Consider the following 25052-nt stretch of genomic DNA (forward strand, 5'->3'; position numbering starts at 1 on the left):
GTGGCGGCCAGGTGCACCTGGCCGCAGGCGCAGGCAAGGGACTGGTGTGAGGCCATCTGCGTTTTCTCCTGGGGTTTCATCCTCTCGACGAACCGGGGCGCCGAAAATCGACACCATCTGCCTTCAAGGGCGCATCATCCGAAAGCGGATGCGGTACAGGTCCAACCCTGCACCGTCCGCGCGCCGCGCCGAATAGGTCAAGGTGTCGGGTTGCGAGCCATCCAGCATCGCGCCGTAGCTGTCGCCGGAGGCCTCGTTCAAGGGCGAGGGCAATGCATGGCCCGCGTCATAACGGCCTCCACGTTCGTAGGCAACGAACTGGCGCACCGGTGCGCTACCGAAGTCGAGAGCGCGGGCAAAGACCACAGTACGGGCATCCCCGAGGAAGGTGGCATCGAACTCCTGCGCCGAGGTATTGAGGTCTCCGGGCAGTGGCCGCGCGGGCTGCACCTCACCACGGACCATCGCTGCGACGTAGAGGTCATGGCCACCCGCACCGCCTGCGCGATCGCTGGAGAACAGCAGCGTGGCTGCGTCTGGCGAGAGCATTGGCGCGAACTCATCGGCCGCGCTGTTCACTGCGGGGCCAAGATTGACCGGCTCCCCGAATCGGCCGTCGCTCCCCACGCTGACCCGATACAGATCGTCGCCGCCCTGGCCGCCTGCTCGGTCCGAACAGAAATACACCACGCGGCCATCGGCGGAAAAGGCGGGATCGAAGTCACGTCCCGGCGTATTGAACGAGACCGGCTTCGCCGGCCGCCAGCGCTGTCCGTCGTGGTGTGACATCCATATGTCATACCCGCCCGGACCGCCGGGCCGGTTGCGGCTGAACCACAGTGCGGTCTTTCCGTCCGGGCTCAAGGTCAGTCGAATCTCGTCGTACTGCGTGGATGCAACGCCCGGAGCAAAGCGCTCGGCCGGACCGATGATCTGCAGCACCCTGGATGGAGACGCGCAAGGCGATGCAGACACCAGCAGCATCACGGCCAGCAGCGCCTTCATGCCTGTCGCTCGAAGTCGCTGACCCAGTTGGTTTCCCAGCTGCGTCCACCATCGGTCGAGGCCGCCTGTTCCCAGCGCGCCGAACGCGGGGTAATGCGTGACCAGATCACCCGCGTCTGGATCGCTCGTCCGTCGTGCTGGTCTTCGCCGAAGAAGCGACCGACACCGGCCTTGAAACCACCGCGCAGCGGCGCGCCGATCCGGGTCGGTTCCCGGCCATCCAGCCACCAGCTCAGCCAGTGCCGCTCAGCCGCATTCCAGGCGCGGATGCCCATGCCGCGCAGCGGGGCTCCTGGCACGTCCATCAGATTGTCACCTACGTTGCCGAATCCTCCCAGTACCGGCCAGTTGTGCAGGGTGCCGTTGAACGCGTCCCACGCATCGCTGCCTGCCAGCCGGGCGCGCAGGCGACGATGGCGCACGTTCCAATGGCCCACCAGGAAATCAAAATCGCCCGGTGCATCCGGCAGCTTCGGAAGCGGCGAGGGGGCCGCAGCCGTGCGGCGGAACCAGTTGCGCCAGTTCACCTCCCAGTGCGCACCGGCGTCGTCGGAGAATGCCTGTTCCCACCACGGCTCCTCGCCGTGGATGGCGTGCCACCTGAACCACACGTCGATGGGGCGTCCGTCGATCCGGTCGGTGCCGCGAAAGCTGCCGGCATCGCCCTTGAAACCGCCGCGTACGGGGGCTTCGATATGGGCAGGATTGCGGCCATCGATCCACCAGATCGACCATGTGGAAGACACCGGATCAAAGGCACGCACGCCCAGGCCCCTGTAGGGACCCGAGGGCAGTTCCATGACGTTGTCATCGATGGTGCCGAGCCCGCCCAGGGTGAGCCAGACCGCGCTGGCGCCGGTGAAGGCTTCCCAGCGGGTATCGCCCACCAGCCGCTCCTTCAGGCGTTGGTGCCGGACCTGCCAGTTGCCCTGCAACCATTTCCAGTCTTCGCTGTGACTGGCCAGGGCCCACCCGGCGGGCAGGGCGGTGGACGCGGCCGTGGCGGCCAGGGTGACCAGGAACTGCCGTCGATCCATATGCGTGATCCCCTACCGAAGGTGCCCCCATGGTTGCGGGTACGAAGGGGATTGACCACGCAGATATCGGGGCTCAGGCTAAGTCACACTTATGGTCACCCAACGCCAGCTGCCATCGCTTGCCGCCATCCGCGCCTTCGAGGCGGCGGCGCGGCTGGGCAGCTTCGCGCGTGCCGCCGAGGAGCTCGACACCACTGCGGCATCGGTGAGCTATCACGTGCGGCGGCTGGAGGCCCAGACCGGTACCTGCCTGTTCCTGCGCCACGCACAGCACGTGGAACTGACGGTGGTGGGTGCCAGCGTCGCGCAGGAAGCCACCCGGGCATTCGACGCACTACGCGCCAGCTTCATGCGCGCCGCTGGCATGGATGCGGCGCGACTGCGCCTGTCCGTACTGCCAACGCTGGGCACCAGTTGGTTGACGCCGCGGCTGGGTACGTTCCGCGCCCGCCATCGGCAGCTCCTGCTGGAACTGGATCTGTCGGCAGAGCCGCAGGATCTTGCCGCCGGCCACTTCGATGCCGCCATCCGCAACGGGCATGGCGAGTGGCCTGGGCTGCAGGCCACGCCCTTGTTCCCCAGCGTTTTCATGCCGTTGTGTGCGCCGGCGCTGCTGCCGGCGGCCCGTGGGCTGGGCAGCACCGCGCTGGAGATTCCCCTGCTCGGTCGGCCGGACTGGTGGGCCCTGTGGTTCGCCGCGCACGGGCACCTTTCACCGCCGGCACCAGGGAGTCTGGTCACGCCCTTCGCCGTCGAGCATCTGGATGTCGGTGCCGCGATCGCAGGGCAGGGCATCGCCATCGGTTCGCCGATCCTGTTCCAGGCCGAGCTGGAGAGCGGGCGCCTGGTGCAGGCGCATCCGGGTGTCGCCAGCGACGGTCGCAGCTTCTGGTTCGTGGCGCCCTCGGCGCGGAGTGGCAGCGCCAAGGTCATCGCATTCCGTGACTGGTTGGTCGAACAGGCCGCCGAGGCACGGCACGCAGCACGCCATCATCTGGCGCAAGCGGTGACGCCGTGAACCAGAGCCCCGAACTGCTGCGACGACTGCTGCGTGCCAAGGACCGGATGGACCGGGCCAGCCATGAGGAATGGCCAGTCACACGCCTGGCCGAGGTCAGTGCGGTGTCGCCGGCGCACTTCGCCCGCTCGTTCAAGCAGGCATTCGGGCTGCCGCCGCACCGGTATCTTCTCAGCCGCCGCATCGAACGGGCCGTGGCGATGTTGCGTGACACCGACCTGCCGGTGACCGAAATCGCCGTGCAGACCGGGTGGGGCAGCCTGGGCACCTTTGGCCGCATCTTCCGTGACATCACCGGTGACAGCCCGGGCAATGTGCGTGAGCGTGAGCGTGCAACCCGGGCGGCGTCGGCCAGCGTGCCGGAATGCCATGCACGCGCCGCGCAGCGCCCGGACCTGAAGATCGCAGTTTTGGAGAAGCGCCGCCGCGAGGCGGTTGCTAACGTGGACCCTACCTGAAGGAGGTCCCATGACGAACACTGTGAACACGGTCGGCCTGTATGTGCGCGACCAGGATGAGGCGCTGGCGTTTTACGTCGGCAAGCTCGGCTTCGAAGTGCATACCGACGTACGCAATGGCAGCTACCGATGGCTGACGGTACGCAGCCCGGGCCAGGACGGTTTCCAGCTGGGCCTGTTCGTGCCAGGCCCGCCCACCCACGACGCCGCTACCGCGCTTTCGCTGCAGCAGCTGGTGGCCAAGGGCGCAATGCCGCCGCTGGTGCTGGCCGTGGATGACTGCCAGGCGCGCTACACGCAATGGCTGGCACAGGGCGTGGAATTCACCCAGGAGCCGATCGAGCGCTATGGCGCCGTGGACGCCGGGTTCCGTGACCCATCAGGCAATGGCTGGAAGATGATCGAAGCCCGCTCCGAGACGAGGCGCCGGCAATGAGCCGCGGTGGCTGGGCACGGCCCGTGCACCGTTGGACCTCGATCGTATTCACCCTGGCGGTGATCGCCAACTTCGTAGTGCGCGCGATGGGACAGGGCGAGCCTGCGGCGTGGCTCACCTATTCGCCGCTGCCGCCGCTGTTCCTGCAACTGTTCACCGGCCTGTACCTGTTCGCGCTGCACTACGCCGGAAAGCGCCGCAGCGCCGCACTGGGCACTGCGGGCTGAGCAGGGTCAGGCGACGGCGTCCACCGCGTAGGCGGCAAGCAGGCCCGGCAGCTGGTCCATGCGCTGGAAAATCACCTTTGCACCGACTGCGCGCAGGGCTTCGGGCGTACTGTGGTGCGGGCCACCCTCACTGAAGCCGAACACGGTTGCGCCTGCGGCAACGCCCGCAGTGGCGCCGGTGACGGTGTCCTCGATCACTGCACAGCGCGTCGGGTCGACGCCCAGCGCAGCGGCGGCGGCCAGATAGACATCCGGGTGCGGCTTGGTGCGCGGCATGTCCTGGCCACTGAACACATGGGCACCAAAGGCATCAAGGATGCCGACCTTGCCCAGCTGCAGCTTCACCTTATGCAGATCGGCGCCGGACGCGCAGGCAATCCGACCGCCGGTGAGCACCGCGATCGCACGCACCGCCTCGGGCGCACCCTGGATCGCAACCAGGTCACGTTCCAACGCCCGGTTGCGCTGCTGGCGGAACTCTTCCAGCCATTCCTCGGTGAACGGCTTGCCGGTGCGTTCTTCGATCAGGCCGGCCAGATGGGCCACGGACTGGCCAAGGAACACCTCACCTGCCTGCGCCGGGGTCAGCGGCCAGCCGCGCTCGGTCAACATTTCCGAAAGCACGCGGGCCACCAGCGGCTCGGAATCAACGAGTACGCCATCGCAGTCGAACAGCACGGCATCGAAGGGGAAACGGGACATCTACAGCTCCAGTGGGGCAATGCGGTGGTGCAATTGCCCGCCATTTTCCCACAGCCATCCTTGCGTGACACCCGAAGCGGGTGCCACCCATTGCCGGCAGGCCGATCAGCCCAGATCACAGCCCGCCGGCTGCGGCCAGGTGGTGGCCGGCAGCATGTTCTTCAGCGAAGCGGGCGCGTTGATCGCCACATAGCTGGCGCCCAGCAGCTCCTCCAGGTCGGCGATGGTCACCAGGTAGCTGTCCAGGCTGCCCAGGTTCGCTTCATTCGGGATGATCCAGCTGATCGCCTTGGCGGTGCCGGTGTTCGGGTCACGGGTGATGATGGTCTTCCAGAAGAACTCCGGCGTCGGGATGCCGTGGCTGGAAAGGAAGTAGTCGTTGGAGGCGTCGCCGTAGACCACGCCACCATAGACATCCACCGGCGCGATGTCGCGGTAGCACTCGGCCACGTTCTCGGCCTTCACCCAGATGCCCTGGTTGAAGCTGGACACCTGCGGAACGATGTTGGACATGTAGTTGGCGCGACGGATGTAGGTCGCGTTGTAGTCCATGTGGTTGGAGGTCACCAGGTGGCCGCGGTCATAGCCGCTGCGGATGCTGGCATACGACGCGGTGCTGTTCTGGCCGAGGCAGCCGGCCGGCAGGTCCGGATCTTTGTAGAAGCTGGACGGGCGCGCGGCGGAGCCGGTGTCGGCGGTGAGCGTGTACTCATAGCGGGTGGCGCTGTGGATGCTGCAGTCGTAGGTGAGCACGAAGCCGCCCTTGTTGAGGGTGACGACCTGGGCCTGGGCAGCACCGGCGAAGGCACTGAGGACGAACGCGAAGAAGAAACCTGCAAGGCGCATTGCGATTCTCCAGCAGAAGTTCAGGGCGCAGCCGTCCACCACGACCGGGCCAGTGCGAGGTCATGTGAGGACACTGCGGAGTCGGGTAGTGCGGAATGCGTGGGACGTGACCGCGATGACATGGCCAGGGAGGCCGTGCGGTGTCGTAAGCGTCACAAGCTGTCGTCTTTCGGTCAATGGCGAAACGACGAAGCTGTGACAGCGCGCAAGCACTGGAGATGTGTCAGATCATGCGCCGCGTGGGTGACATGCGCGCGTGCTAGGGCGTCGTAGCGCAGGGGGTGTACGACTCGATATCCTGCGCAGCAGGACCGGAAACCGCAGGATCGAGCAAGGCGAATGACCCACAATGAACTGCTTGCAGGGGGCGCTGCTGCTGCCCTGATCGGGGTTGCAATCGTGGCTGCGCTACACCGACAGAGACGCCCGCCACATCGCAGCTTCAAGTGTGGGCGCTGCGGCAACGCCGCCCTCCATGACGAACGTACCAGTGGCGCCTGGCGCGCCGGGAAGCAGCGCTTCTACTGTAGGGCGTGTCATGCCGCCTGGCTGCGATCGCATCCGCAGGCTTCCGCGCCGCACCGCAGAGCGTCCGGATGCCTGGGCGTCGTTGGCACACTTGCATTGATGCCACTTGCGGGCGTGGTGGCGTGGGTGATCCACCGCGCCTGAATGTGATCCTGCATCGATCCAGCCGGCCGCCGGCTTCGAAAGCGTCATGTTGCGTCGCAAGGTGCCACCCACCATTCGCACTGGTACGGTCCAACCCGTTGCACCACCACCGACGGGGACAGACGACGATGCGCAAGGTATTGCTGCTGTTGATCCTGCTGACCGGACTGGCGCCCACCGCCTGGGCCGCCATGGTCAAGACCACCCACCGGACCATTCCCAGCTGGGATGGAACGCCTCTCGGGGCCTTCGTCATCGAACCGCAGGACGCGGGCAGCGGGCGCTATCCACTGCTGGTGATGCCCAGCAGCTGGGCGGTACCCAGCGTGGAGTATGTGGGGGTGGCGCAGTCGCTGGCGCGGCGCGGCTATGTGGTGATCAGCTACAGTTCGCGGGGTTTCTGGGAGTCCGGCGGCAGCATCGACATCGCAGGGCCAGCCACGGTCGAAGATGTCAGCGCCCTGATTGATTGGGCGCTGGACAACACCCGGGCCGATCCCGCCCGGATCGGCGTTTCGGGCATCTCCTACGGCGCAGGCACCAGCCTGCTGGCGGCGGCGCGCGATCCACGCATCAAGGCCGTGGCGGCGCTGAGTGGCTGGGCCGATCTGCAGGCCTCGCTGTACAGCAACGACACCCCCAGCGCGCAGGGCATCGCCTTGCTGGTGGCAGCCGGCCTGGCCACCGGGCGCCCGGGACCGGAACTGACGACCATCAATCGCAATGTACTGGTCGGCAACTACCAGGGCGCGGTGGATTCGCTGTTGCCGGTGGCGGCGCAGCGCAGCCCCGGGTCCAGCATCGATGAGATCAACGCCAACCAGCCAGCGGTGTTCCTCGCCAACGCCTTCAACGACAGCTTGTTCCCGCCGGGCCAGCTGGTCGATTTCTTCACCCGGTTGAAAGGCCCCAAGCAGTTGCAGCTGCGCCACGGCGATCATGCGCTCAACGAAGCCTTTGGCGCTCTGGGTGTTCCCAACGAGGTCTACGATTCGGTGGGCGACTGGTTCGACCATTACCTCAAGGGTGAAGCCAATGGCATCGACCGCCAGCCTGCAGTACAGCTGAAATCGCAGAAGGGCAGCTGGAGTACCTATCCGAACTGGCAGGCGACCAATGCCGGCGCTGTCAGCTATGCGCTGAGCGCACCCAAAGGACTTCTGCTGCCCACGGGCGGCCTGGTCGCGAGCGGCAGCAGCACCGGCTGGAGTTACCGGATCGGCAGCGGGCTGCTGACCGCCGCCAATTCCGGCGTGGCGATGGCCTCCGGTGCATTGCAGATGATCAACCTGCCGCCGGGTGCCTATGTGCCCTTCGTGGGCCGCAACGCCGCAGGTGTCTGGCAGGGGCCGATCCAGTGGAGTGCGCAGCGCCTGGATGGAACGCCGGAGGTACGCTTGACCGTCACGCCCAGCCGCGCCAACACCACGCTGTACGCCTACCTGTACGCCGAGGATGTGCTGGGCAACGGCCAGCTGATCAGCCACAAGCCCTATACGCTGCGTGGTGCCACGCCGGGGCAGGCGAAGACCATCGACCTGCGGTTGGAAGCCAGCAGCTGGAACCTTCCGGCCGGCAGCCGCCTGACCCTGGTGGTGGACACCGTGGACCTGCGGTACGCGGGCATCAGCCAGCTGGGTGGCACGGTGACTTTCAGTTCGCCGGCCAATGCGCCATCAGTGTTGAAGGTGCCGTTGCATTGATGGAAGGCCGCGCCCGTTGCGGCGGGCGCGGTACGCCAGGCAGTAGAACTGCGAGACTGGTGTTTGTTCCGGGGAAGGGAGGAATCCATGGTCACTCCATGGCTGTTGCTCGGTGCAGTGCTTGCGGCACCTACCGCGCAAGGCGCGCCGATCGACTGGTCGGATACGCTGTTGAAGGATCTGGATGCTGCCGACGCCGCCATGCGCGGCAGCCATCCGGGCGCCGTGGACCTGCGGAATCCTGGTTTCGGCGCACAGCTGGACGATGCCCTGGCGCTTGCACGCTCGCGCGCGGAACGGGTCGCCAGCTACCCGGGCTACTGGTGGGCGATGAAGGGCTATGCGGCCTCCTTCAATGATGGCCATGTCAGCCTCAATGCGCTTGCCGATGCTCCCGATCTTCCAACGCAGTGGCCCGGCTTCCTGACCGGCTTCGATGGCGACGCACAGGTGGTCATGACCGTGGATGGTGGTCCGGGCCATCCGCCGCTGGGGGCTCGAATGCTGGCCTGCGATGGCATCGATGCGCAGACGCTGGCTGTACGCCGGGTGGGTGACTTCAACGGGCGCTGGAACCTGCAGGCCAGCCGCATCCAGGGTGGCGGTGAAGTGCTGCTCGAACAGGGCAATCCTTACGTGCCTGCATTGCGTACCTGCGTTTTCCAGGTGGGCGGACGCGAGACATCCTATGCACTGCGGTGGCAGCCGCTGCAGGCAGCACAGCGCAAGGAGCGCTTGGCTGATACCCGGCGCAGCTTCCGTCCCCCCAACGGCTGGCACGCGATGCCCGATGGCAGTTACTGGATCACCACCAGCAGCTTCAATGCCGACCCTGCGGAGCAGAACTTCAAGGAACTGACCGCGCTGCTTGAGCAGCTTTCACCGCAAGCCGAAGGGTTGCAGCAGGCACCGACGGTGGTGCTGGACGTGCGTGGCAACACTGGCGGTGCTTCGCAATGGAGCATCGAACTGGCGCGATTGATCTGGGGCCGGGCCGCTGTCGACGCGCTGCCCGACCGCAGCTGGGTAGAGTGGCGGACCTCGGAGGGCAACATTGCCCAGCTTCGCGGCTTCCTTCAGAAGCTGGAGCAGGCGCCCGACGCGGCGCCAGAGCTGCGTCGCATGCTGGAATCGGTGACGACGGGCATGACGCAGGCACGCAGCCGGGGGGAGGCATTGTGGCGGGAGCCATCCGAAGCCGGGGCAGATACAGCATCAACTGCGGGTACGGCCGCACCTCTGCGCAAGGGCAGGGTGGTAGTCGTGGCTGATGCCGCCTGTGGTTCGGCCTGCCTGGATGCACTGGACCTGTGGAAGCGGCTGGGCGCGATGCAGGTGGGCGTCGAGACCTCGGCCGACAGTCTGTACATGGACGTGCGGCCGGAGCGGTTGCCCAGCGGGCTGGCCAGGATCTCGGTGCCGATGAAGGTGTTCCGTGGGCGGGTACGTGGTTCGAATGAACCGCACGTGCCCGATCATCGCTATACGGGCGACATGCGCGACACCCGGGCGCTGGAAGCGTGGCTGCTGACGCTGTAAGTGCGCGCAGGACCTCGTGCAGGGCTGCCGATCCTGTTGCTTGCCGCAGTTGCCAGCGCGGTCAGTTTCTTCGCGGGTTTTGATTCGCCATGGTTCGACCCTTCACCGGCGTCGAGCGTTGGGCGCTGAGTACAGTGAACTACAGCGAAATCAGCGCCGGACGTCGAACTGCTCGCTCTCCAGCAGCGCCCAGACCTCGGCCTCGCGCACGGGACTGAAGTCTCCGGGAATGGAGTGCTTCAGCGCACCTGCCGCCAGACCGAAGCGCACGGTGCTCTCTGCATCGAATCCGGACGCCAGCCCGTGCAGGATGCCTGCCGCGAATGCATCGCCGCCGCCGATGCGATCAACGATACCGGGCAATGGCCGCGAGGGGGCCTGCGCACGGGTACCGTCGCGTCCCAACAGCAGCGCGCCCAGGATGTGATGGTCTGCACTCACCACGTCGCGCTGGGTGCAGGCCAGCCACTGCAGGTGCGGGAGGGCCGCGAACGCGGCCGCTGCAGCCGCCTCGGTCCGCGCGATGGGGCTGTCCTCGGCGAAGCGCAGTCCCAGCACCAGTTCGATATCGCGATGGTCGGCAAAGACGATATCCGCCTCTGCGAAGAGCTCCCGCAGGATGGCGGCGGCGTTGCCGCCCCAACGCTGCCAGAGCGAAGGTCGGTAGTTGCCGTCGAAGGACACTCGCACGCCTGACCTGCGTGCGGCCCGCGCAGCGCTCAAGACGGATTCGGCCACATTGGCACCCAGCGCCGGACTGACGCCGGAGAGGTGCAGCCACTGCGCATCACGCAACAGCGTTGGCCAATCATGGTCGGCAAGGGCAGTGTTGGCGAATGCCGAACCCGCCCGGTCATACACCACTTCACTGGCGCGCTGCAGCGCGCCGGTGGCCAGGAAATACAGGCCCATGCGGTCGCGGTCGACTTCACGCACACCTGCCACGCCCACACCATGCCGCCGCAGCTCGGCCACGGCATGCCGGCCCAGCGCGTTGCCGGGCACCGTACTGACCATCTGCACATCGTGGCCGAGACAGGCCAGTGAGACCGCCACATTGGCCTCGGCGCCCCCCACGTGGACCTGCAGCTGCGGCGTCTGCAGCAGCAGTTCCCGACCGGGTGCACCCAGGCGCAGCAGCAGTTCACCGAAACAAACGACGCGGCTCATCGGTTCTCTCTCACTCGGTGGGGGTGCAGCCCAGCATGCGCAGATCGATGGCATCGGCCATGCGCCGGTAGCCTTCGTCATTGGGGTGCAGGTGGTCGCGGGTGATGTCGTTGGGCAACGATTCCGCGGCCTTCGGGTCACGCAGCGCGGCATCGAAATCGATGATGCCATCGAACCCGGTCTTCCCACCGCGTGCCCACTGGTTGATCGTGGTGCGGGTCGCTGCGGACACGGGCTCGTAGCGCTCGGAACCGCCGAACGGGGTCAACGTACCCAGCCAGGCGCGGATGCCGTGCGCATGCAGTCGCGCGGCAACCTGCTGATAGCCCAGCAGCATGTCCGCCGCACTGCGTCCAGGCAGCGGCTGCGCGCCACCACCGTGGCGGATGTCATTGATGCCCTCGAACAGGATGACCTGATCGGCATCGGCCACCGCGATCACATCGCGATCCAATCGTGACAGGGCGCTGTGGCTGCGGCCATGGTCAAGCAGCTTGTTGCCGCTGATGCCCTGATTGAGTACCACGAACCGGTTCGGGCAGGCTTGCTGCAGGCGCTGCGCCAATCGCTCCGGCCACTGGTTGAAGGTTCCGCGACGGGCGGTGGCACCTTCCGTGATGGAATCGCCGAGTGCCACGAGCACCTGGGGACGATCAGCGCGCTGCACCATCACTGCCGAGAACACGTTCTGCTGGTAGCTCAGCCGCACGCTGTCGGCAACCGATGTCTGCCTGCCGTCCGCTACCCGCACTTCGGTGCGGCGCACCGCCGGGCGGGTCGGCTGCGGAAAGTAGGCCGTTACGCTGATCTCCTGCAGCGCTGCCACCGGCATCGGTACCGGGTCGCTCAGCAGCGCGGCACCCACCGGCAGCTCGATGACCGCGCGGCCATCCACCGTTACCGGCAGAGGGGCGGACGTGCCGTTTTTCACTCCTGCGCGCAGGTCCTCGACCCGTAACGGCGCCGTGCCGAGTTCGTTGCTGATGCGCAGCCGCAACGCGTCGCCACGGCTGCCGATGCGCATGTCCTGGCGCACGGTCTGCGCGGCGAACTGTACGGGGGCCTCGGCTGTGCCATCCTTGCGGTCCGGTGCCGGCGAGGCGGTCCAGGCGGTGACCCAGACCGGTGCGGCCAACGCGCCAGGCGCAGCTGCGGCGGAACAGATCGTCAATGAAAGCAGGAGCGTCCAGCGCTGCATGGTCAGGATTCCAGTCAGGAGAAGTAGGTGCCGCCGTTGACGTCCAGATTCGCACCGGTGATGAACGCCGCCGCATCCGAGGCCAGGAATACCGCAGCGTCGGCGGCTTCGTCCGGTGCCCCTTGGCGGCGCAGCGGGGTAGCGCCAGCAACGGCCGTGCGTACTTCCGGCTTGGTGAACTCGTCATGGAAACGGGTGGCGATCATGCCGCAGCACAATGCATTCACGCGGATGCCCTTCGGCCCCAGCTCCTTGGCCATGGCACGGGTGAAGGTCATTACTGCCGCCTTGGCGGTGGCGTAGATCGATGCCCCCGGGCCGCCGCCATCACGACCTGCCTGCGAGGCGAAGTTGACGATGGCTGCGCCGTCGCGCATGTGTGGTACCACCGCGTGTGTGGTCAGGTAGGTCGAGGTCAGATTCAGGTCCATCACGGCGTGGAAGAACGCCGGGTCGATGTCGGCCAGCGGCCGACGCTGCACCATGCCACCGGCCACGTTCACCAGCAGGTCGATACGCTCGCCGAACGCGGCCTGTACCGCAGCGACCAGGCCAGCCACGGCGGCGGCATCGGTGACGTCGGCGTGATGCACGATGGCCTGGCCACCGGCGGCCTGGATCTGTGCCAGCGTTTCCTGGGCACTGGCTTCATCATGGGCGTAGTTGATGCAGACGTGTGCACCGGCGGCAGCCAGTTTGATCGAAACGGCACGGCCGATATCGCGGCCACCACCGGTGACAATGGCCACCTTGTCCTGGAACGACATGCGGAAAACTCCTTGGTTTGCGGGGGAATGGATGTACTTGGAAAAGAAGGAGACCCAGGCTCAGCCGCCGCGACGGTCGAGCTTCTGGATAGGTCCGGTCCACCACCACAGCGCAGCCAGCGACAGCGGCACCAGCGCGGCAACGAGGATGAAGATCGGGGCGTAGGAGTGGCGGGTCAGCACCGGCACCAGCCAGGTGGTGATCAAGGTGCCGGCGACCGCCGCCAGGCCACCCAGGCCTGCCAGCGTGCCCACCGAACGGCCGTCGAACAGGTCGCCGGGCAGGGTCTGGATGTTGCCGATGGCTACCTGGAAGCCGAACAGCACCGCAGCGATTGCCAGCACTGCCAGCAGCGGCTGATTGGCCAGCACAGCACCCAGCAGGGCAGGGGCCATGATCACGCACCCCAGGGTGATGGCCAGCTTGCGGGCGCGGTCCACGCTGTGTCCGGCGCGGATCATGCGCCCCGACAGCCAGCCGCCACTGAGGCTGCCCAGCATCGCGCCGACGAAGGGTACCCAGGCGAAAAGGCCGATCTGCTTGATGTCGAAGCCGAAGGTTTCAGCGAGATAGATCGGCAGCCAGGACACGAACAGCCACCAGATAGGATCCAGCAGGAAGCGGCAGGCGAGCATGCCCCAGCTCTGGCGATGGGCCAGCAGCTCGCGCACGCTGGCTTTGGGCGCCGCCTCTGTTTGCTGCCCGGCCTGGTCTTGCTGGATCAGTCGGCGCTCGGCATCGCTCACCCACGGATGCTTGTCCGGCCCGGCGCGGTAGACAAACAGCCACGGCAGCAGCCACAGGAAGCCGATCGAACCGACCAGCACGAAGGTGCCGCGCCAGCCCAGCCAAAGGTAAAGGCCTGCGATGGCGGGTGCGGAGACGATCGCGCCGATCGACACACCCGCGTTGAACACGCCCTGCGCCAACGCGCGTTCGCGCGCAGGGAACCACTCGGCATTGGCCTTGACCGCGCCGGGCCACGCACCCGCTTCGCTGATGCCGAGCATCGCCCTTACCAGGCTGAAGGAGAGCATCGAATGGGTGATCGAGTGCAGCGCGATCGAGATCGACCACACGCTGATCGACAGGGCGAACCCCAGGCGCGTGCCGATCATGTCGAACAGGCGCCCGAACAGGAACTGGCCGGCGGCGTAGAACAGCATGAACACCGTTACCAGCAGGGCATAGTCGTCCTTGGTCGCGCCTACTTCCCTGGCAATTTCCGGCCACATCACCGCCAGTGCATTGCGGTCGATGTAGTTGATGACCGTAGCGACGGCGATCAGGCCCACGATCAACCAGCGCACTGCTGAACGCACCGGCACCTTGCGCAGGTTGGCCACCACGGCAGGGCCGTTCATTTTCCGTCACCCTTGCTGCGGTCCATGCGTGCATGGCTGCCGCTCCAGCGGTAGGCATGGCCGTCCACGGTGACGCTGTGCTCGCCCTTGGCGCTGCTGTCGTCGGCCACGCCGAGGGCGATGCGTGCACCGCTGGCCAGGCGCAGTTCGATCACCTCTGCATCGCTGCCCCGGCTGCGCACGATGTCCTTGATGCGGCTGTCCGCGCCGTGCACGTACTCGGCGGTTCCGTTGTACTCGCCATGCGGCTCCAGCACGCTGAAGAAGGTCACGTCCTTCTGGCCTTCCACGCGCTGCAGCAGGGCCGGTTCACGGCGCAGGTTGAACTCCGGATCGTTGGCACCACTTTCCACCAGCAGCGCCTGTGCCGGCGCACTGCTGCCGAAGCGGTAGGTGTAGAAGCGCCCATCCAGCAGCCACGCCAGGGAACGCAGTTCGCTGCCGGGCGTGCTGCGTGCATCCAGCCACAGGTGCTGGTAGCCGTTGTCCTTGCCCAGCACCGGGCGCTGGGCAGGGAAGTGCTCTGCCTCGAAGCCGGTGGTGACGATGTGGCCGTTGAAGTGCAGCGGCAGGTCGTAGCGCGCGGCCTTGTCGCCGTGTACCTGCAGCAGGTCCAGCACCACCGGCAGGCCCAGGTCGGGGTGGCGCAGCAGCGCCTGGGTGCGGGTGAACACCACGCCAGGGTAGGCATCGCGCATGGTCGCCGAGGCAACCTGGGTATCGGCATCGGCCTGGAAGAAGCGCACCTGCGGGGCATGCTCCTCGCCGCGCTTCCAGTCGCCCTTGAAGTGGCTCTGTTCGTCCACCACCAGAGTGTTGTGCGCCACGGTCTGTTTGGCCCAGCTGCGGTTCTCGGCCAGGTAGATGCCACCCCGCTTGGCTTCCACGTTGAGGAAGCGGGCAGCGCCGTAGTCGGTCACCACCGGATTGCCGTTGTCGTAGAACAGCCAGTTGAGTTTGTCGAAGTGGCCATGGCCCATGCCCTGCATCGTGTCCTTCTGCACCAGCGCCTGGCCGCGTTCGCCGTTCATGCGCAGGATCGCCAGGCCACCGCGGTCGCCGTCCGGGCCATCGCGCAGCAGCATCGGACGGTAATCGAAGGGCCTGGCCTTGTTGGCGGCCAGTGCTTGCGCCACCTGCAGTCCCTCGGGGGACAACAGCAGGCGTTTCTGCTGCTGGGCCACCGACAACAGGCGGTCGTCAGCGGTGCGCGCATAGGCGATGCCGATACCGGCCACCAGTTCCTCGGTATCGATGCCCTTGTCCAGGATGGCATCGTTGATCGGGAAGAACAGGCCGTCATAGCTGGACTGCACCAGCACATCCACGGCCTTCAGCAGCACGCCGTCGCGGCGCGCGAAGATCCTGCGCTGCGGCTCGTTGCGCTCGATGGCGTTGGCGAACAGCAGGAACGGCGCCAACGCATAGCGCTGGTAGTAGGGGCCTTCCTCGTAATAGCCATCGGGCGAGAACAGCAGGTCGATCTGGCGCAGGAAGCCGAACTGGTCGTTCTTCTGGCTGCCACGCAGGGATTTCTCCACCAGCTCCGGGTCGCGCAGCACGTAGCCGGTCATGCCGGTCGCAGCCACCGCCCAAGTCGCATGGTTGTGGATCTGGTCGTAGTTCTTCGGCTCGCTCACCAGGAACTCCGCCATCGGCCGGAACACCTTCGATTCGATGGTGTTGCGATCCTCGGCGGACAATGCATCACGGATCGCGTCGTAGCCCTGGATGGCGTTGACCAGCCACACCGAATCGTTGAGCACCTGCCAGAACACGCGGCCTGGAATCTGTCCGCGGCCTTCGGGGTGCGGGCCCAGGGTGGGGTAGAGCCTGGCGTACTGCAGCAGCATGTCGCGCGCGTAGTCGACATAGACCTTGTCGCCGGTCAGCCGGTACAGGGTGCCGGCCGCCATCAGGGCCTGGTAGTTGCGCTTGTGCTGTTCATGGGTGCGGCCGCCGCCCTTGTCCTTCGGTACCGGCACGTCGATGCCGGCCTTCATCATCTTCTTCAGCGATTTTTCCGTGCGCGCCTGTTCCTTGGCGAACCACGGGTAGCGGCCGCCTTCGCTGGCCAACCGCTGCCACTGCGCTGCGGTCACCAGCACCGGCGCGGTGTCGGCCTGCCTCGCTGCGGCAGCGGGGGCTGCGAACAGCGGCGCGGCCGGCAGCAGGGCAAAGGGGGTGGCCAGGGCCAGGGAGACGAACAGCGGCGGCAACCTCATCGATCAACTCCATTGCGGGTGCGTGACAGGGCAACTTCGCCCACCTTTGGATACCAGTCGATGCCGGTCGCCTCGCGCGCGGTCATCGCCAGGGCAGGATCGGCGCCCACGGCGGGCAGGGCAGGCGCGGCCACCCACAATCCGCTGGCAGCCTGCTGCAGGCTGACGCCACGCCCCTCTACGCCGCCCGGGAATACGGTGCTGGCTGCCGGTGACTGCACGTTGCCACTGAAGTCGATGCCGGCCAGCGAACTGGCGGCATTCGGCGGGTTCCTGCTGGTGCGGTTGACGATCAGGTTGGCGCTGAAGCGGCTGTTGCTGGCGGCGACCACGATGCCCTTGGCCTCATCATGGCCGACGCCGAAACTGATCTTCGCCACGTCCACGAAAGTATTGCGGCTGATCGTGGCGTTCACCACCGGCGCATAGCCGGACAGCGGCGGATCGGCCTGCGCGTCCATCACCGCCAGCGCGGAACGGTTGCTGGAGCCGGCCAATCGTTCGAAGTAATTGTTGCTGACGGTCTGGTCGGCATTGATGATGCGCACGCCGCCGGTGCCGGCCTTGTCGTTGCCCAGGAACACGTTGTCGGTTACCCGGTTACCGTTGCCATGGCGTAGCGTGAGCGCGCCGGCCGAACGGTAGAACACGTTGCCTCGGTAGGTATTGCCGCCGGACTTGTTGCTGATGATCTCGGTCTCGCCGTCGCAGCCTTCGAACCAGTTGTTCTCCACCGTACTGTTGGAATCGCTCAACGAAGTGTCGCTGGTGCCGACGCGGAGGGTTTCGCCGCCGTTGACGCCCAGCGCCGGGCGCGGTCCGAACCAGTTGTGGTCGATGCGGTGCTGGTTGTCCAGGCCCTGGGTGGCATCGCGCACCACCACTACCGTGGGCCCGGCGTTGGTCTTGCCGCGCAGCTGGCTGTGATCCAACCGGTTGTTGCTGCCATACAGCGATACCCAGTAGTCCTGGTCGCTGGCATCGGGGTTGGTGTAGTCATCGATCACCAGGCCGGTCACCCGGCTGTGGCGGGCCACCGCCTTGCTGGATTCGCGGAACGCCACCACCGCATCACCCGGCGTATAGCCGTTGCGGAACACCAGGTTGGACACCTGCAGGTAGCTACCCGCCAGGCGCAGGTCCGAACGTCCGCTGAGGACGACCTTGCCGGCGGTCTGCGCGCGCAACACGATCGGCGCGGCTGCCGTGCCCTGGCCTTTCAGCAGCAACCGCGCGTCGGTCCAGGTGCCGTCAGCCAACACGATCTCATCGCCGGGCTGCAGCGCCGAGGCGGCGGTAGTGAACTCAGCGACATCGTGGACGAGCCAGCTGGCTGCACTTGCCGCCGAAGTGGTCAGGCACATGACCAGACCAGTGGTCAGGAAAAACAGTGATGAATTGCGGAGCGGATGTCGAGCAAGCGGACGAATGCGCATGAAATCCTTCCAGAGACGGCCGGGCCGTCGTTTCAGGGTGGGTCTGCATACCACTTTCGAGTCCGTTGTAAGCCAGCTTTCGCGCAAAGTCATGCTGCATGAGCACATTAAATTGCGTTCCACTGGTATGGATGAAAGGCATTTGAAGGTTCGCATACCAATTGGTTGACATTTTCATGTCGCCGTGCCGAAGCTGCGTCCCACGCCTGGCATGCAGGCGATCCTTTGGGAGGAGGAAACCATGCGGCGACCCGCCGGAGCAGTGCACAGCATCTCGTTGTCCCCCACACCCCTGATCGTGGCGCTGCTTGCCGTGCTGGCGGGCATGCCCGCGGCCCAGGCGCAGTCCAGCAAGGACGCGTCAGGGCAGGATCCCACCACGCTGGACCAGGTGCAGGTCACCGGCATCCGCGAATCAATGCAGAGTTCGATCAACAAGAAGCGCGACGACACGGTCATCGCCGACGTGCTCTCGGCCGATGACATCGGCGACCTGCCGGCACCGTCGCTGGCCGATGCGATCGAGACCTTGACCGGCGCCGCCTCGACCCGCGACAAGACCGGCGCCTCGGAGATCTCCATCCGGGGCCTGGGCGCCTTCCTCAGCAGCACCAACTTCAATGGCCGCGAGATCACCAACGGCAGCGGCGACCGCTCGGTGAACTTCAACATGTTCCCGGCCGAGCTGATCAACACGGTGGCCATCTACAAGACCCAGCGCGCCGACATCATCGAAGGCGGCGTGGCCGGCACCATCGGCCTGGAAACAGTGCGCCCACTGGAGTACGGCAAGCGTGCAGCGCAGCTGGACCTGCGCGGCAGCTGGGCGGAGTACGACAGCAAGTACCGTGACAAGGACGGCATCGGCTATCGCGGCACCGCCAGCTACATCGATCAGTTCGAGTTCGGCAACGGGCAGAAGCTGGGCATCTCGCTGGGCTTCCAGCGCCTGGACGGCACCGATCCGGAAGAGAGCATTACCAGCGGTTCCACCTGGTATGCCTGCGATGGCACGCAGAACGTGGGCAATGCCAACTGCAACGAAGTGTCCGCGCAGGCCATCGCCAACGGTGCGCCGTACTACCTGGTGCCGAGCAGCCGCATCTACCGGCTCAAGCAGGAGCGCAACGACCGGCAGAGCGAGTTCGCCGCGCTGCAGTGGCGGCCAAATGATGTGGTTGAAGTGAACCTCGATTTCGAGCACACCGAGCGCAACTGGTATGAGAACCGCAGCGATCTGAGCCTGTCCAACGCACGACGCGGCATCACCCAGCGCGAGGTTGACGAAGACGGTATCGTGCGCCACCTGCACGGCAGCACCTCGATTGATTCCACCTCCAACCGCTACTGGCGTGGCGAGGAATACACCGGGGGTGGCCTGAACCTGATCCTGCGCCCGACCCCGGCCTGGGAGCTGTCTACCGATCTTTCCTACTCGCACACCAATCGCCTCGACAGCGAGCGCATGACGCGCCTGCGCGCCAACCAGCGCGACGTCAACAATGCCGTCGTGCCCGGTATCAGCAGTGGTGCCACCGGCTACGTGGACTATGACTGGGACTGGCACGGCGAAGTGCCCAGTGTTGCCCTGGCGCCGAACTTCGACCCCAACAACTGGGACGCCTATACGGGGGCGGCGCGGGTGACCTCCAGCGCCACCGAGAATGACCACAGGATCAAGGCCGGCCGCTTCGATGCCAGCTTCATGCCGGAGTCCGGTTTCTTCACCCGCATCAAGGGCGGCGTGCGCGCCAGTCAGGCCGACTACCGCCTGCGCGACAACACCCTGGTAACCGACTACGACCAGCGCGTGGCGGCCGACAAAGCGAAGATCATCGCCGCCAACCAGGCCTGCCGTGCACCCTTCCCGCAGGATGACTTCATGGATGCCGCCAGCGGCAACACGATCTCCTCGTGGGCGTACTTCGATCCGAACTGCCTGTACCAGTCGTTCCGCGGCAGCCTCGACAGCGGGCTGGATCCGGGTTTCCAGGATCCGAACAATGTCGATATCACCGAGAAGACACGCGCGCTCTATCTGATGGGTGAGTTCAGCAGCACCCTGTTCGGCTTGCCGGTGACCGGCAACCTCGGCCTGCGCTGGGTCAAGACCGATGTTCGTTCGGAAGGCGTGCGTACCGGGCTGCGCATCGAGGACAACGGTGACGGGACGATCCGCCTGCAACCCACCGGCGAGTACAGCACGCAGGTGTTCAAGGCGGGCAACGACAAGCTGCTGCCCAGCCTCAACGCGGCCTTCGAGCTGCGCCCGGACGTGTTGCTGCGGGTCGGTGCATATCGCGCGATGTCACGGCCGGACATTGCCGCGCTGGGTGCCGGGCGCACCATCAACGTGAGCAGTGATGCCACCTACGGCAACCTGGCCGCAGCGCTGGATGACATCAGCGCCAGCGGCAACCCCGCCGCGCAGCCGCTGATGTCCTGGAACGGCGACCTTTCCCTGGAGTGGTACCCGAACCCGGACACGATGCTGGCCGGCGCGGTGTACTGGAAGCAGTTCAACGGCGGCACCGCCACTGCGCTGGTGCCGGAGACCTACACCATCGACGGCCAGAGCGTGACCGTACCGGTGCGGCAACAGGTAACCACCGACGAGAACAGCACGCTGACCGGCTTCGAGCTGACCGCCACCCATCGACTGTCGTACCTGCCCAAGCCGTTCGACGGGCTGGGTTTCAAGCTGAGCTACAACTACGCCGATGCCGACTATCAGACCCAGGACTCGCGACTGGGCGAGCAGCTGGCCAGCGATGGCACAATCATTCCGGCCATCGTGCCACCGGCTGGCCTGAGTGGTTTCTCGCGGCACGTGCTGTCCGGCTCGATCTACTGGGACGTCGGGCGCTTCAACATCCAGGCCATCGGCAAGTTCCGCTCGCACTACTACCAGGACTTCACCGGCAACACCGCGCAGCAGAACCGCTACTACGATGACAACACCAGCGTGGACCTGCGCCTGCGCTACCGGGTGAACAAGCAGTTGTCGCTGTCGCTGGAGCTGATGAACCTGACCAACGAGCCGCGCGTGGCCTACCAGCCGCTTTATGGGAACTTCCGCGAAGTGGTGACCTACGGGCGGCGTGCGTATTTCGGTGTACGATACAAGTTCTGAACAGGGCGGCGCGGCCAGTGGTCGCGCCGTCGCTCCAACCGGACCCTTGCCGGCCGCGGTGGCAGGGCAGGGACCCGGAAGGAATCGCCAAGGGTCAGCCGCATGTCCGCCAACCGCCTTTACCAGACCATCGCTGCCAAGCTCCGCAAGCTGATCGAGGACGGCGAATTTCCGCCGGGCTCGCGGCTGCCGGGCGAGCGTGAGCTGGCCGAACGGTTCGGTGTCAGCCGGGTCACCATCCGCGAAGCCGAGATCGCACTGGAAGCGCAGGGCTGGATCGCCATCCGCATCGGCTCGGGCGTGCATGTGAAACCGCGCCCGACGCAGGCGTCCGGCGGGCTGCCGGATGTCAGCGCCTTCGACCTCACCGCCGCCCGCGCGGTATTCGAGGCCGAGGCCGCCGCTCTGGCTGCCAGCAATCTGGATGATGCCGGCATTGCCGAGCTGCAGGCGTTGGCCGAAGCGCTGTGCCGTCGCGACCTGAGTGACGCGGAAGCCGGCGAGTACGACCGCCGTTTCCACCTGGCCATCGCACGGCTTTCCGGCAACCCAGTGGTGGAATTCTTCGTGCAGCAGATCTGGCGCATGCGCAGCGAACTGCCGCGGGTGACCGAGGTCTATGCCCGGGTCTGCCATGATGATGGCGCGAGCCGTGCGGACGAGCACATGGCGATCTTCGAAGCACTGCGCGCGCGTGATCCGGTGGCCGCGCGCAATGCGATGCGCCTTCACTTCCAGCGCCTGTTCGAAGCCATGCTGCAGGCGACCGAAAGCCAGGCGCTGGAGGAGATCCGCCGCCGCACGCAGCAGGACCGCGAACGGTTCATGGCAACGACGCGGATCTGAGCGCCGCGTTCAACACAATCGGCGCTGCGACCTTCAGCAGGGCAGCTCGCGCTCGAAGCCTGATGGATATGAGAAATGGGCATGACTGCGCCGATGCCCAGCCTGTCCGCAATGCCTACACTGCCCGCAGGTCATAGACGGCCCGTTGAGAAAGCTGCATACACACAAGGAGCAGGGTATGAAGTTCTCGCTGTTGGGCGCGGCGCTGCCATTGGTGCTGGCACTGAGTGGAGTCCCCGGTGGAAGCGTCAATGCAGGACCGATCGCGGGCACCGCGACCGCCACTGTAGTTGCGAAGGCCACGTACGCGTCGGATTCGCTGGAAGCCGGCTACATCGTCGATTGGATCAAACGGAATTCGCCCGCCTACGCGCCGGCGTTGCAGACGGGCGAACTGGCCATCTCGCACAGCTATCAGTCTGCTGGCAGCCTGAAGCCGGCCGGTGCAGCGGGCCCGCCTGTTCCATTGCCTGCACGTGGTGTGGAGGGCGAGGTCATCTCGATCTCCAATACCTTGCCGAGCGGTGCTTCCGAGTCGTGGACATACCGGTGGTCGAGTGGGGCGTGGAAGCTGATCAAGTACAGCTTTGATGCATGCCAGGGCCCGGCCAGCATCGGTGCGAAGGGATCCGGCACGGAGATCGCTGCGAAGGGACCTTGCATCGACTGAGGGTGACCGGTCCTGGCGGAACTGAACCAGGTCTGCTGCAGAGCAGTGGTGCCCCGGGAGATCATCGTCCCGGGGCGCCGCTCCATACCTTGGCGTGCCCTGCATCGTGTCCTTCGAGCATTGACCTCGGCGATCAAGCGGAGATCACCCACGGCCCGAGCCAGTCGCTGGGTCATGCAACCCACGCAGCTTCTTCTTGTTGATCTTGCCCACGCTGGTCCGCTCGATCGATTCCACGAAACTGACCCGTTCCGGAATCGCATACCGTGAGATGTCCCCCGAGCGGCTTCGCGCGGCGACCAGTTCGATGATCTCCGCTTCGGTCACCTCACTGCCCGGCTGCCTGACCACCAGCGGCAACGGCCGCTCGCCCCATTTCGTGTCGGCGATGCCGATCACCGCGACTTCGCTGACCGCCGGATGCAGGGCGATGATGTCCTCCAGGGCGAGCGAGGAGATCCACTCACCGCCGGTCTTGATCACATCCTTGATACGGTCGGTCACCCTCAGGTAGCCGCATTCATCGATGTTGCCGATGTCCCCGGTATGCAGATAGCCCCCCGCCCACAGTGCTGCAGATGCATCCGGATTGTGCAGATAGCCCTGGGTGAGCCAGGGTGCGCGCACGACGACCTCTCCGGTGGCGATGCCGTCGTGGGCGACATCCTTCATGTCCGGGTCGACGATGCGCAGGTCCACCAGCGGTACGGGTATGCCGGCCTTGGTGCGCAGCGACAGCACCTCATCGGCATCGGTCACGCTGTCCACGTCGATCTGGGCGATGGTGAGCAGAGGGCAGGTCTCGGACATGCCATAGCCGCCGAAGATGTCGATGCCCCGCGCCAGTGCACGCTGCGCCAGCGCACGCGGCAGGGCGGCACCGCCGATGATCACCTTCCAGCCCTCCAGGTCGGTCTGCGCCGCGTCCGGATGCTCCAGCAGCATGTGCAGGATGGTTGGCACGCAGTGCGAGAAGGTCACCTTCTCACGGGCGATCAATGCCAGCAGCGTCGCAGGCAGGTAGCGCCCCGGATAGACCTGCCTGATGCCCATCGCCGTAGCCACGTAGGGCAGGCCCCACGCGTGCACATGGAACATCGGGGTCATGGGCATGTAGACATCGTCACGATGCAGGCGGCCTTGACGGGGTGCACCGCCAAGCGCGGCCATCGCCGCCAGCGAATGCAACACCAGCTGCCGGTGGCTGAAATACACGCCCTTGGGCAACCCGGTGGTTCCAGTGGTGTAGAACACCGTGGCACGGGCGTTCTCGTCGAAGTCCGGGAAGCGGACGATCGGCGTGGCATCGCGCAACCCCGCTTCGTACTCGGTGGCGAAGCCTGGCGGCAGCGGTCCGCCTGCATCGTCCAGCAGGATGCGCGTGCGCAGGTCCGGCAGCTGCTCGTCGATGGCGTCCAGCAGTGGCAGGAACTCGCGGTTGGCCAGGATCACCCGCGCCCCGCTGTGGTTCAGCGTGTAGGCGATCTGCTCTGGGGCCAGGCGCACGTTCACCATCATCAGCACCGCACCGATCATCGGCACGGCGAAGTAGGCCTCCAGGTAGCGGTTGCTGTCCCAGTCCATCACCGCCACCGTGTCGCCGTGGCCGACTCCCAGCGAGGTCAACAGGCCGCCCAGCTGGCCGATGCGCGCCTGCAGGGTGCGGTAGTCGAATCGGACCTGGTCGCCGTAGACGATTTCCTGTTCAGGGCTCACCGCCAGCGGCATCAGCAGCAGCTGCTTGATCAGCAGTGGATAGGCAGGGGCATCGGGAGTGCGGGCGGATGACATGGCATTTCCTCGTGGGCGGCGTTGCGGTCGCCGGCCTTCTCCGCACCACACTAGCAAGCCCTTCCTGCTGCACCAGCGTACCTAGGTACCTGTTCCCGCGCGCACCCGATTTGATAATCTCGCCAGGACATGCCCACCCTGCTCATCGCCGACGATCACCCCTTGTTCCGCGCGGCACTGCATCGCGCGGCGGAAGAGGCGGTCGCCGATCTGCAGATCAGCGAAGCTGATTCGCTGGACAGCGTGCTGGAGGTGATCGAGAACCAGTCGATCGATCTGATGCTGCTGGACCTGCACATGCCGGGCAACCACGGACTGGCCGGGCTGGCCACGATCCGTGCGTTGCAGCCGGGCCTGGCGATCATCATCGTCTCCGCCAACGAGGAGCCGCAGGTCATCCGGCGTGCCATCGACCTTGGCGCCGCGGGCTATCTGCCCAAGAGCTCGGGTTTGAACGAGCTGCAGTCCGCGCTGCAGTCCGTGCTGGAGGGCGAGCGCTGGATCCCGGCGCTGCTGCGCGAACCGGTGGCGCGGGTGGCGACGTTCAGCAGGGATGCCGACCTGGCCGCACGCCTGGCCAGCCTGTCGGCACATCAGTACAAGGTGCTGGGGCTGGTGGCCGAGGGCCTGCTCAACAAGCAGATTGCCGACCGGCTGGGCGTACAGCTGCGCACGGTCAAGGCGCACATGACACGCATCATGGAGCGGCTGGGCGTGCGCAACCGCGCGCAGGCCATCCGCGTGCTGCACGAAATGGGATTGGCCGATCCGTCCCGGCAGATCGAAGAACTGCCTGAGCCCTGACCGG

At 66.0% G+C, this 25052-nt stretch carries 21 protein-coding genes; 10 read left to right on the forward strand and 11 right to left on the reverse strand.

What is annotated here, in order from left to right:
• Positions 1 to 123: 123 nt before the first annotated feature.
• Positions 124 to 1005 (reverse strand): hypothetical protein, encoded by an 882-nt coding sequence (locus tag V3B25_RS03050; protein ID WP_329810037.1) that lies wholly within the window; start codon positions 1003 to 1005, stop codon positions 124 to 126.
• Positions 1002 to 2042, reverse strand: a complete 1041-nt coding sequence (locus V3B25_RS03055; RefSeq protein ID WP_049422226.1) for a hypothetical protein — start codon at positions 2040 to 2042, stop codon at positions 1002 to 1004. Before V3B25_RS03055 ends, V3B25_RS03050 begins: the two co-directional genes overlap by 4 nt.
• A gap of 91 nt (positions 2043 to 2133) precedes the next feature.
• Between V3B25_RS03055 and V3B25_RS03060 the strand changes: the two genes are divergently transcribed.
• From V3B25_RS03060 to V3B25_RS03075, 4 genes are read left to right on the forward strand one after another with little or no spacing between them, the layout of a single operon-like run.
• Positions 2134 to 3060 carry a LysR substrate-binding domain-containing protein gene (locus V3B25_RS03060; protein WP_049422227.1) on the forward strand — a complete coding sequence of 309 codons (927 nt, stop codon included), beginning with the start codon at positions 2134 to 2136 and terminating at the stop codon, positions 3058 to 3060.
• Entirely contained in the window at positions 3057 to 3518 is a 462-nt protein-coding gene (locus tag V3B25_RS03065) for a helix-turn-helix transcriptional regulator (RefSeq protein ID WP_049422228.1), read from the forward strand. Before V3B25_RS03060 ends, V3B25_RS03065 begins: the two co-directional genes overlap by 4 nt.
• A 10-nt stretch (positions 3519 to 3528) precedes the next feature.
• Positions 3529 to 3954 carry a VOC family protein gene (locus V3B25_RS03070; protein WP_049422229.1) on the forward strand — a complete coding sequence of 142 codons (426 nt, stop codon included), beginning with the start codon at positions 3529 to 3531 and terminating at the stop codon, positions 3952 to 3954.
• A complete protein-coding gene (locus V3B25_RS03075; RefSeq protein WP_049422230.1) occupies positions 3951 to 4181 on the forward strand; it encodes a hypothetical protein in 231 nt (76 codons plus the stop codon). Before V3B25_RS03070 ends, V3B25_RS03075 begins: the two co-directional genes overlap by 4 nt.
• A 6-nt stretch (positions 4182 to 4187) precedes the next feature.
• Here the strand turns inward: V3B25_RS03075 and V3B25_RS03080 are convergent, their stop codons facing one another.
• Entirely contained in the window at positions 4188 to 4883 is a 696-nt protein-coding gene (locus V3B25_RS03080) for an HAD family phosphatase (protein WP_049422231.1), read from the reverse strand.
• 105 nt (positions 4884 to 4988) lie between these two features.
• Positions 4989 to 5729: a DNA/RNA non-specific endonuclease gene (locus V3B25_RS03085; RefSeq protein WP_329810038.1), complete on the reverse strand. Its 741-nt coding sequence runs from the start codon at positions 5727 to 5729 to the stop codon at positions 4989 to 4991.
• Positions 5730 to 6529: 800 nt separating this feature from the next.
• On the opposite strand from V3B25_RS03085, the gene V3B25_RS03090 reads away from it, so the two are divergent.
• Together V3B25_RS03090 and V3B25_RS03095 are read left to right on the forward strand one after the other, a co-directional pair.
• Positions 6530 to 8104: an alpha/beta fold hydrolase gene (locus V3B25_RS03090; protein ID WP_329810039.1), complete on the forward strand. Its 1575-nt coding sequence runs from the start codon at positions 6530 to 6532 to the stop codon at positions 8102 to 8104.
• A gap of 87 nt (positions 8105 to 8191) precedes the next feature.
• Positions 8192 to 9643 (forward strand): hypothetical protein, encoded by a 1452-nt coding sequence (locus tag V3B25_RS03095; protein ID WP_329810040.1) that lies wholly within the window; start codon positions 8192 to 8194, stop codon positions 9641 to 9643.
• A gap of 150 nt (positions 9644 to 9793) precedes the next feature.
• On the opposite strand, the gene V3B25_RS03100 is transcribed toward V3B25_RS03095, so the two are convergent.
• From V3B25_RS03100 to V3B25_RS03125, 6 genes are read right to left on the reverse strand one after another with little or no spacing between them, the layout of a single operon-like run.
• Entirely contained in the window at positions 9794 to 10813 is a 1020-nt protein-coding gene (locus V3B25_RS03100; RefSeq protein WP_049422236.1) for a sugar kinase, read from the reverse strand.
• 10 nt (positions 10814 to 10823) lie between these two features.
• Entirely contained in the window at positions 10824 to 12011 is a 1188-nt protein-coding gene (locus tag V3B25_RS03105) for a GDSL-type esterase/lipase family protein (protein WP_329810041.1), read from the reverse strand.
• A gap of 14 nt (positions 12012 to 12025) precedes the next feature.
• Positions 12026 to 12778, reverse strand: coding sequence for a glucose 1-dehydrogenase (locus tag V3B25_RS03110; protein WP_329810042.1), 753 nt, complete (start codon positions 12776 to 12778; stop codon positions 12026 to 12028).
• 60 nt (positions 12779 to 12838) lie between these two features.
• Complete coding sequence (locus V3B25_RS03115) at positions 12839 to 14143, reverse strand: MFS transporter (protein ID WP_329810043.1); 1305 nt, start codon at positions 14141 to 14143, stop codon at positions 12839 to 12841.
• Positions 14140 to 16368, reverse strand: coding sequence for an oligoalginate lyase (locus tag V3B25_RS03120; protein ID WP_049422240.1), 2229 nt, complete (start codon positions 16366 to 16368; stop codon positions 14140 to 14142). The genes V3B25_RS03115 and V3B25_RS03120 overlap by 4 nt, the downstream gene beginning before the upstream one ends.
• Positions 16365 to 17804, reverse strand: a complete 1440-nt coding sequence (locus V3B25_RS03125) for a polysaccharide lyase 6 family protein (RefSeq protein WP_049422241.1) — start codon at positions 17802 to 17804, stop codon at positions 16365 to 16367. The genes V3B25_RS03120 and V3B25_RS03125 overlap by 4 nt, the downstream gene beginning before the upstream one ends.
• Before the next feature lie 241 nt (positions 17805 to 18045).
• Between V3B25_RS03125 and V3B25_RS03130 the strand changes: the two genes are divergently transcribed.
• From V3B25_RS03130 to V3B25_RS03140, 3 genes are all read left to right on the forward strand, one after another.
• On the forward strand, positions 18046 to 20937 hold the full coding sequence (locus tag V3B25_RS03130) for a TonB-dependent receptor (RefSeq protein ID WP_329810044.1): 2892 nt from the start codon (positions 18046 to 18048) through the stop codon (positions 20935 to 20937).
• A gap of 102 nt (positions 20938 to 21039) precedes the next feature.
• Positions 21040 to 21783 (forward strand): FadR/GntR family transcriptional regulator, encoded by a 744-nt coding sequence (locus tag V3B25_RS03135; RefSeq protein WP_049401514.1) that lies wholly within the window; start codon positions 21040 to 21042, stop codon positions 21781 to 21783.
• 178 nt (positions 21784 to 21961) lie between these two features.
• On the forward strand, positions 21962 to 22453 hold the full coding sequence (locus V3B25_RS03140) for a hypothetical protein (protein WP_329810045.1): 492 nt from the start codon (positions 21962 to 21964) through the stop codon (positions 22451 to 22453).
• A gap of 144 nt (positions 22454 to 22597) precedes the next feature.
• Here the strand turns inward: V3B25_RS03140 and V3B25_RS03145 are convergent, their stop codons facing one another.
• Positions 22598 to 24244, reverse strand: a complete 1647-nt coding sequence (locus tag V3B25_RS03145; protein ID WP_329810046.1) for a fatty acid--CoA ligase — start codon at positions 24242 to 24244, stop codon at positions 22598 to 22600.
• A 129-nt stretch (positions 24245 to 24373) separates the two neighbouring features.
• Here V3B25_RS03145 and V3B25_RS03150 point away from each other — a divergent pair, with 129 nt between their 5' ends.
• Positions 24374 to 25048 (forward strand): response regulator transcription factor, encoded by a 675-nt coding sequence (locus V3B25_RS03150; RefSeq protein WP_032127250.1) that lies wholly within the window; start codon positions 24374 to 24376, stop codon positions 25046 to 25048.
• The last annotated feature ends 4 nt before the right edge of the window (positions 25049 to 25052 follow it).

The sequence above is a fragment of the Stenotrophomonas sp. SMYL8 genome (assembly GCF_036320065.1).
Taxonomy (GTDB): domain Bacteria; phylum Pseudomonadota; class Gammaproteobacteria; order Xanthomonadales; family Xanthomonadaceae; genus Stenotrophomonas; species Stenotrophomonas maltophilia_A.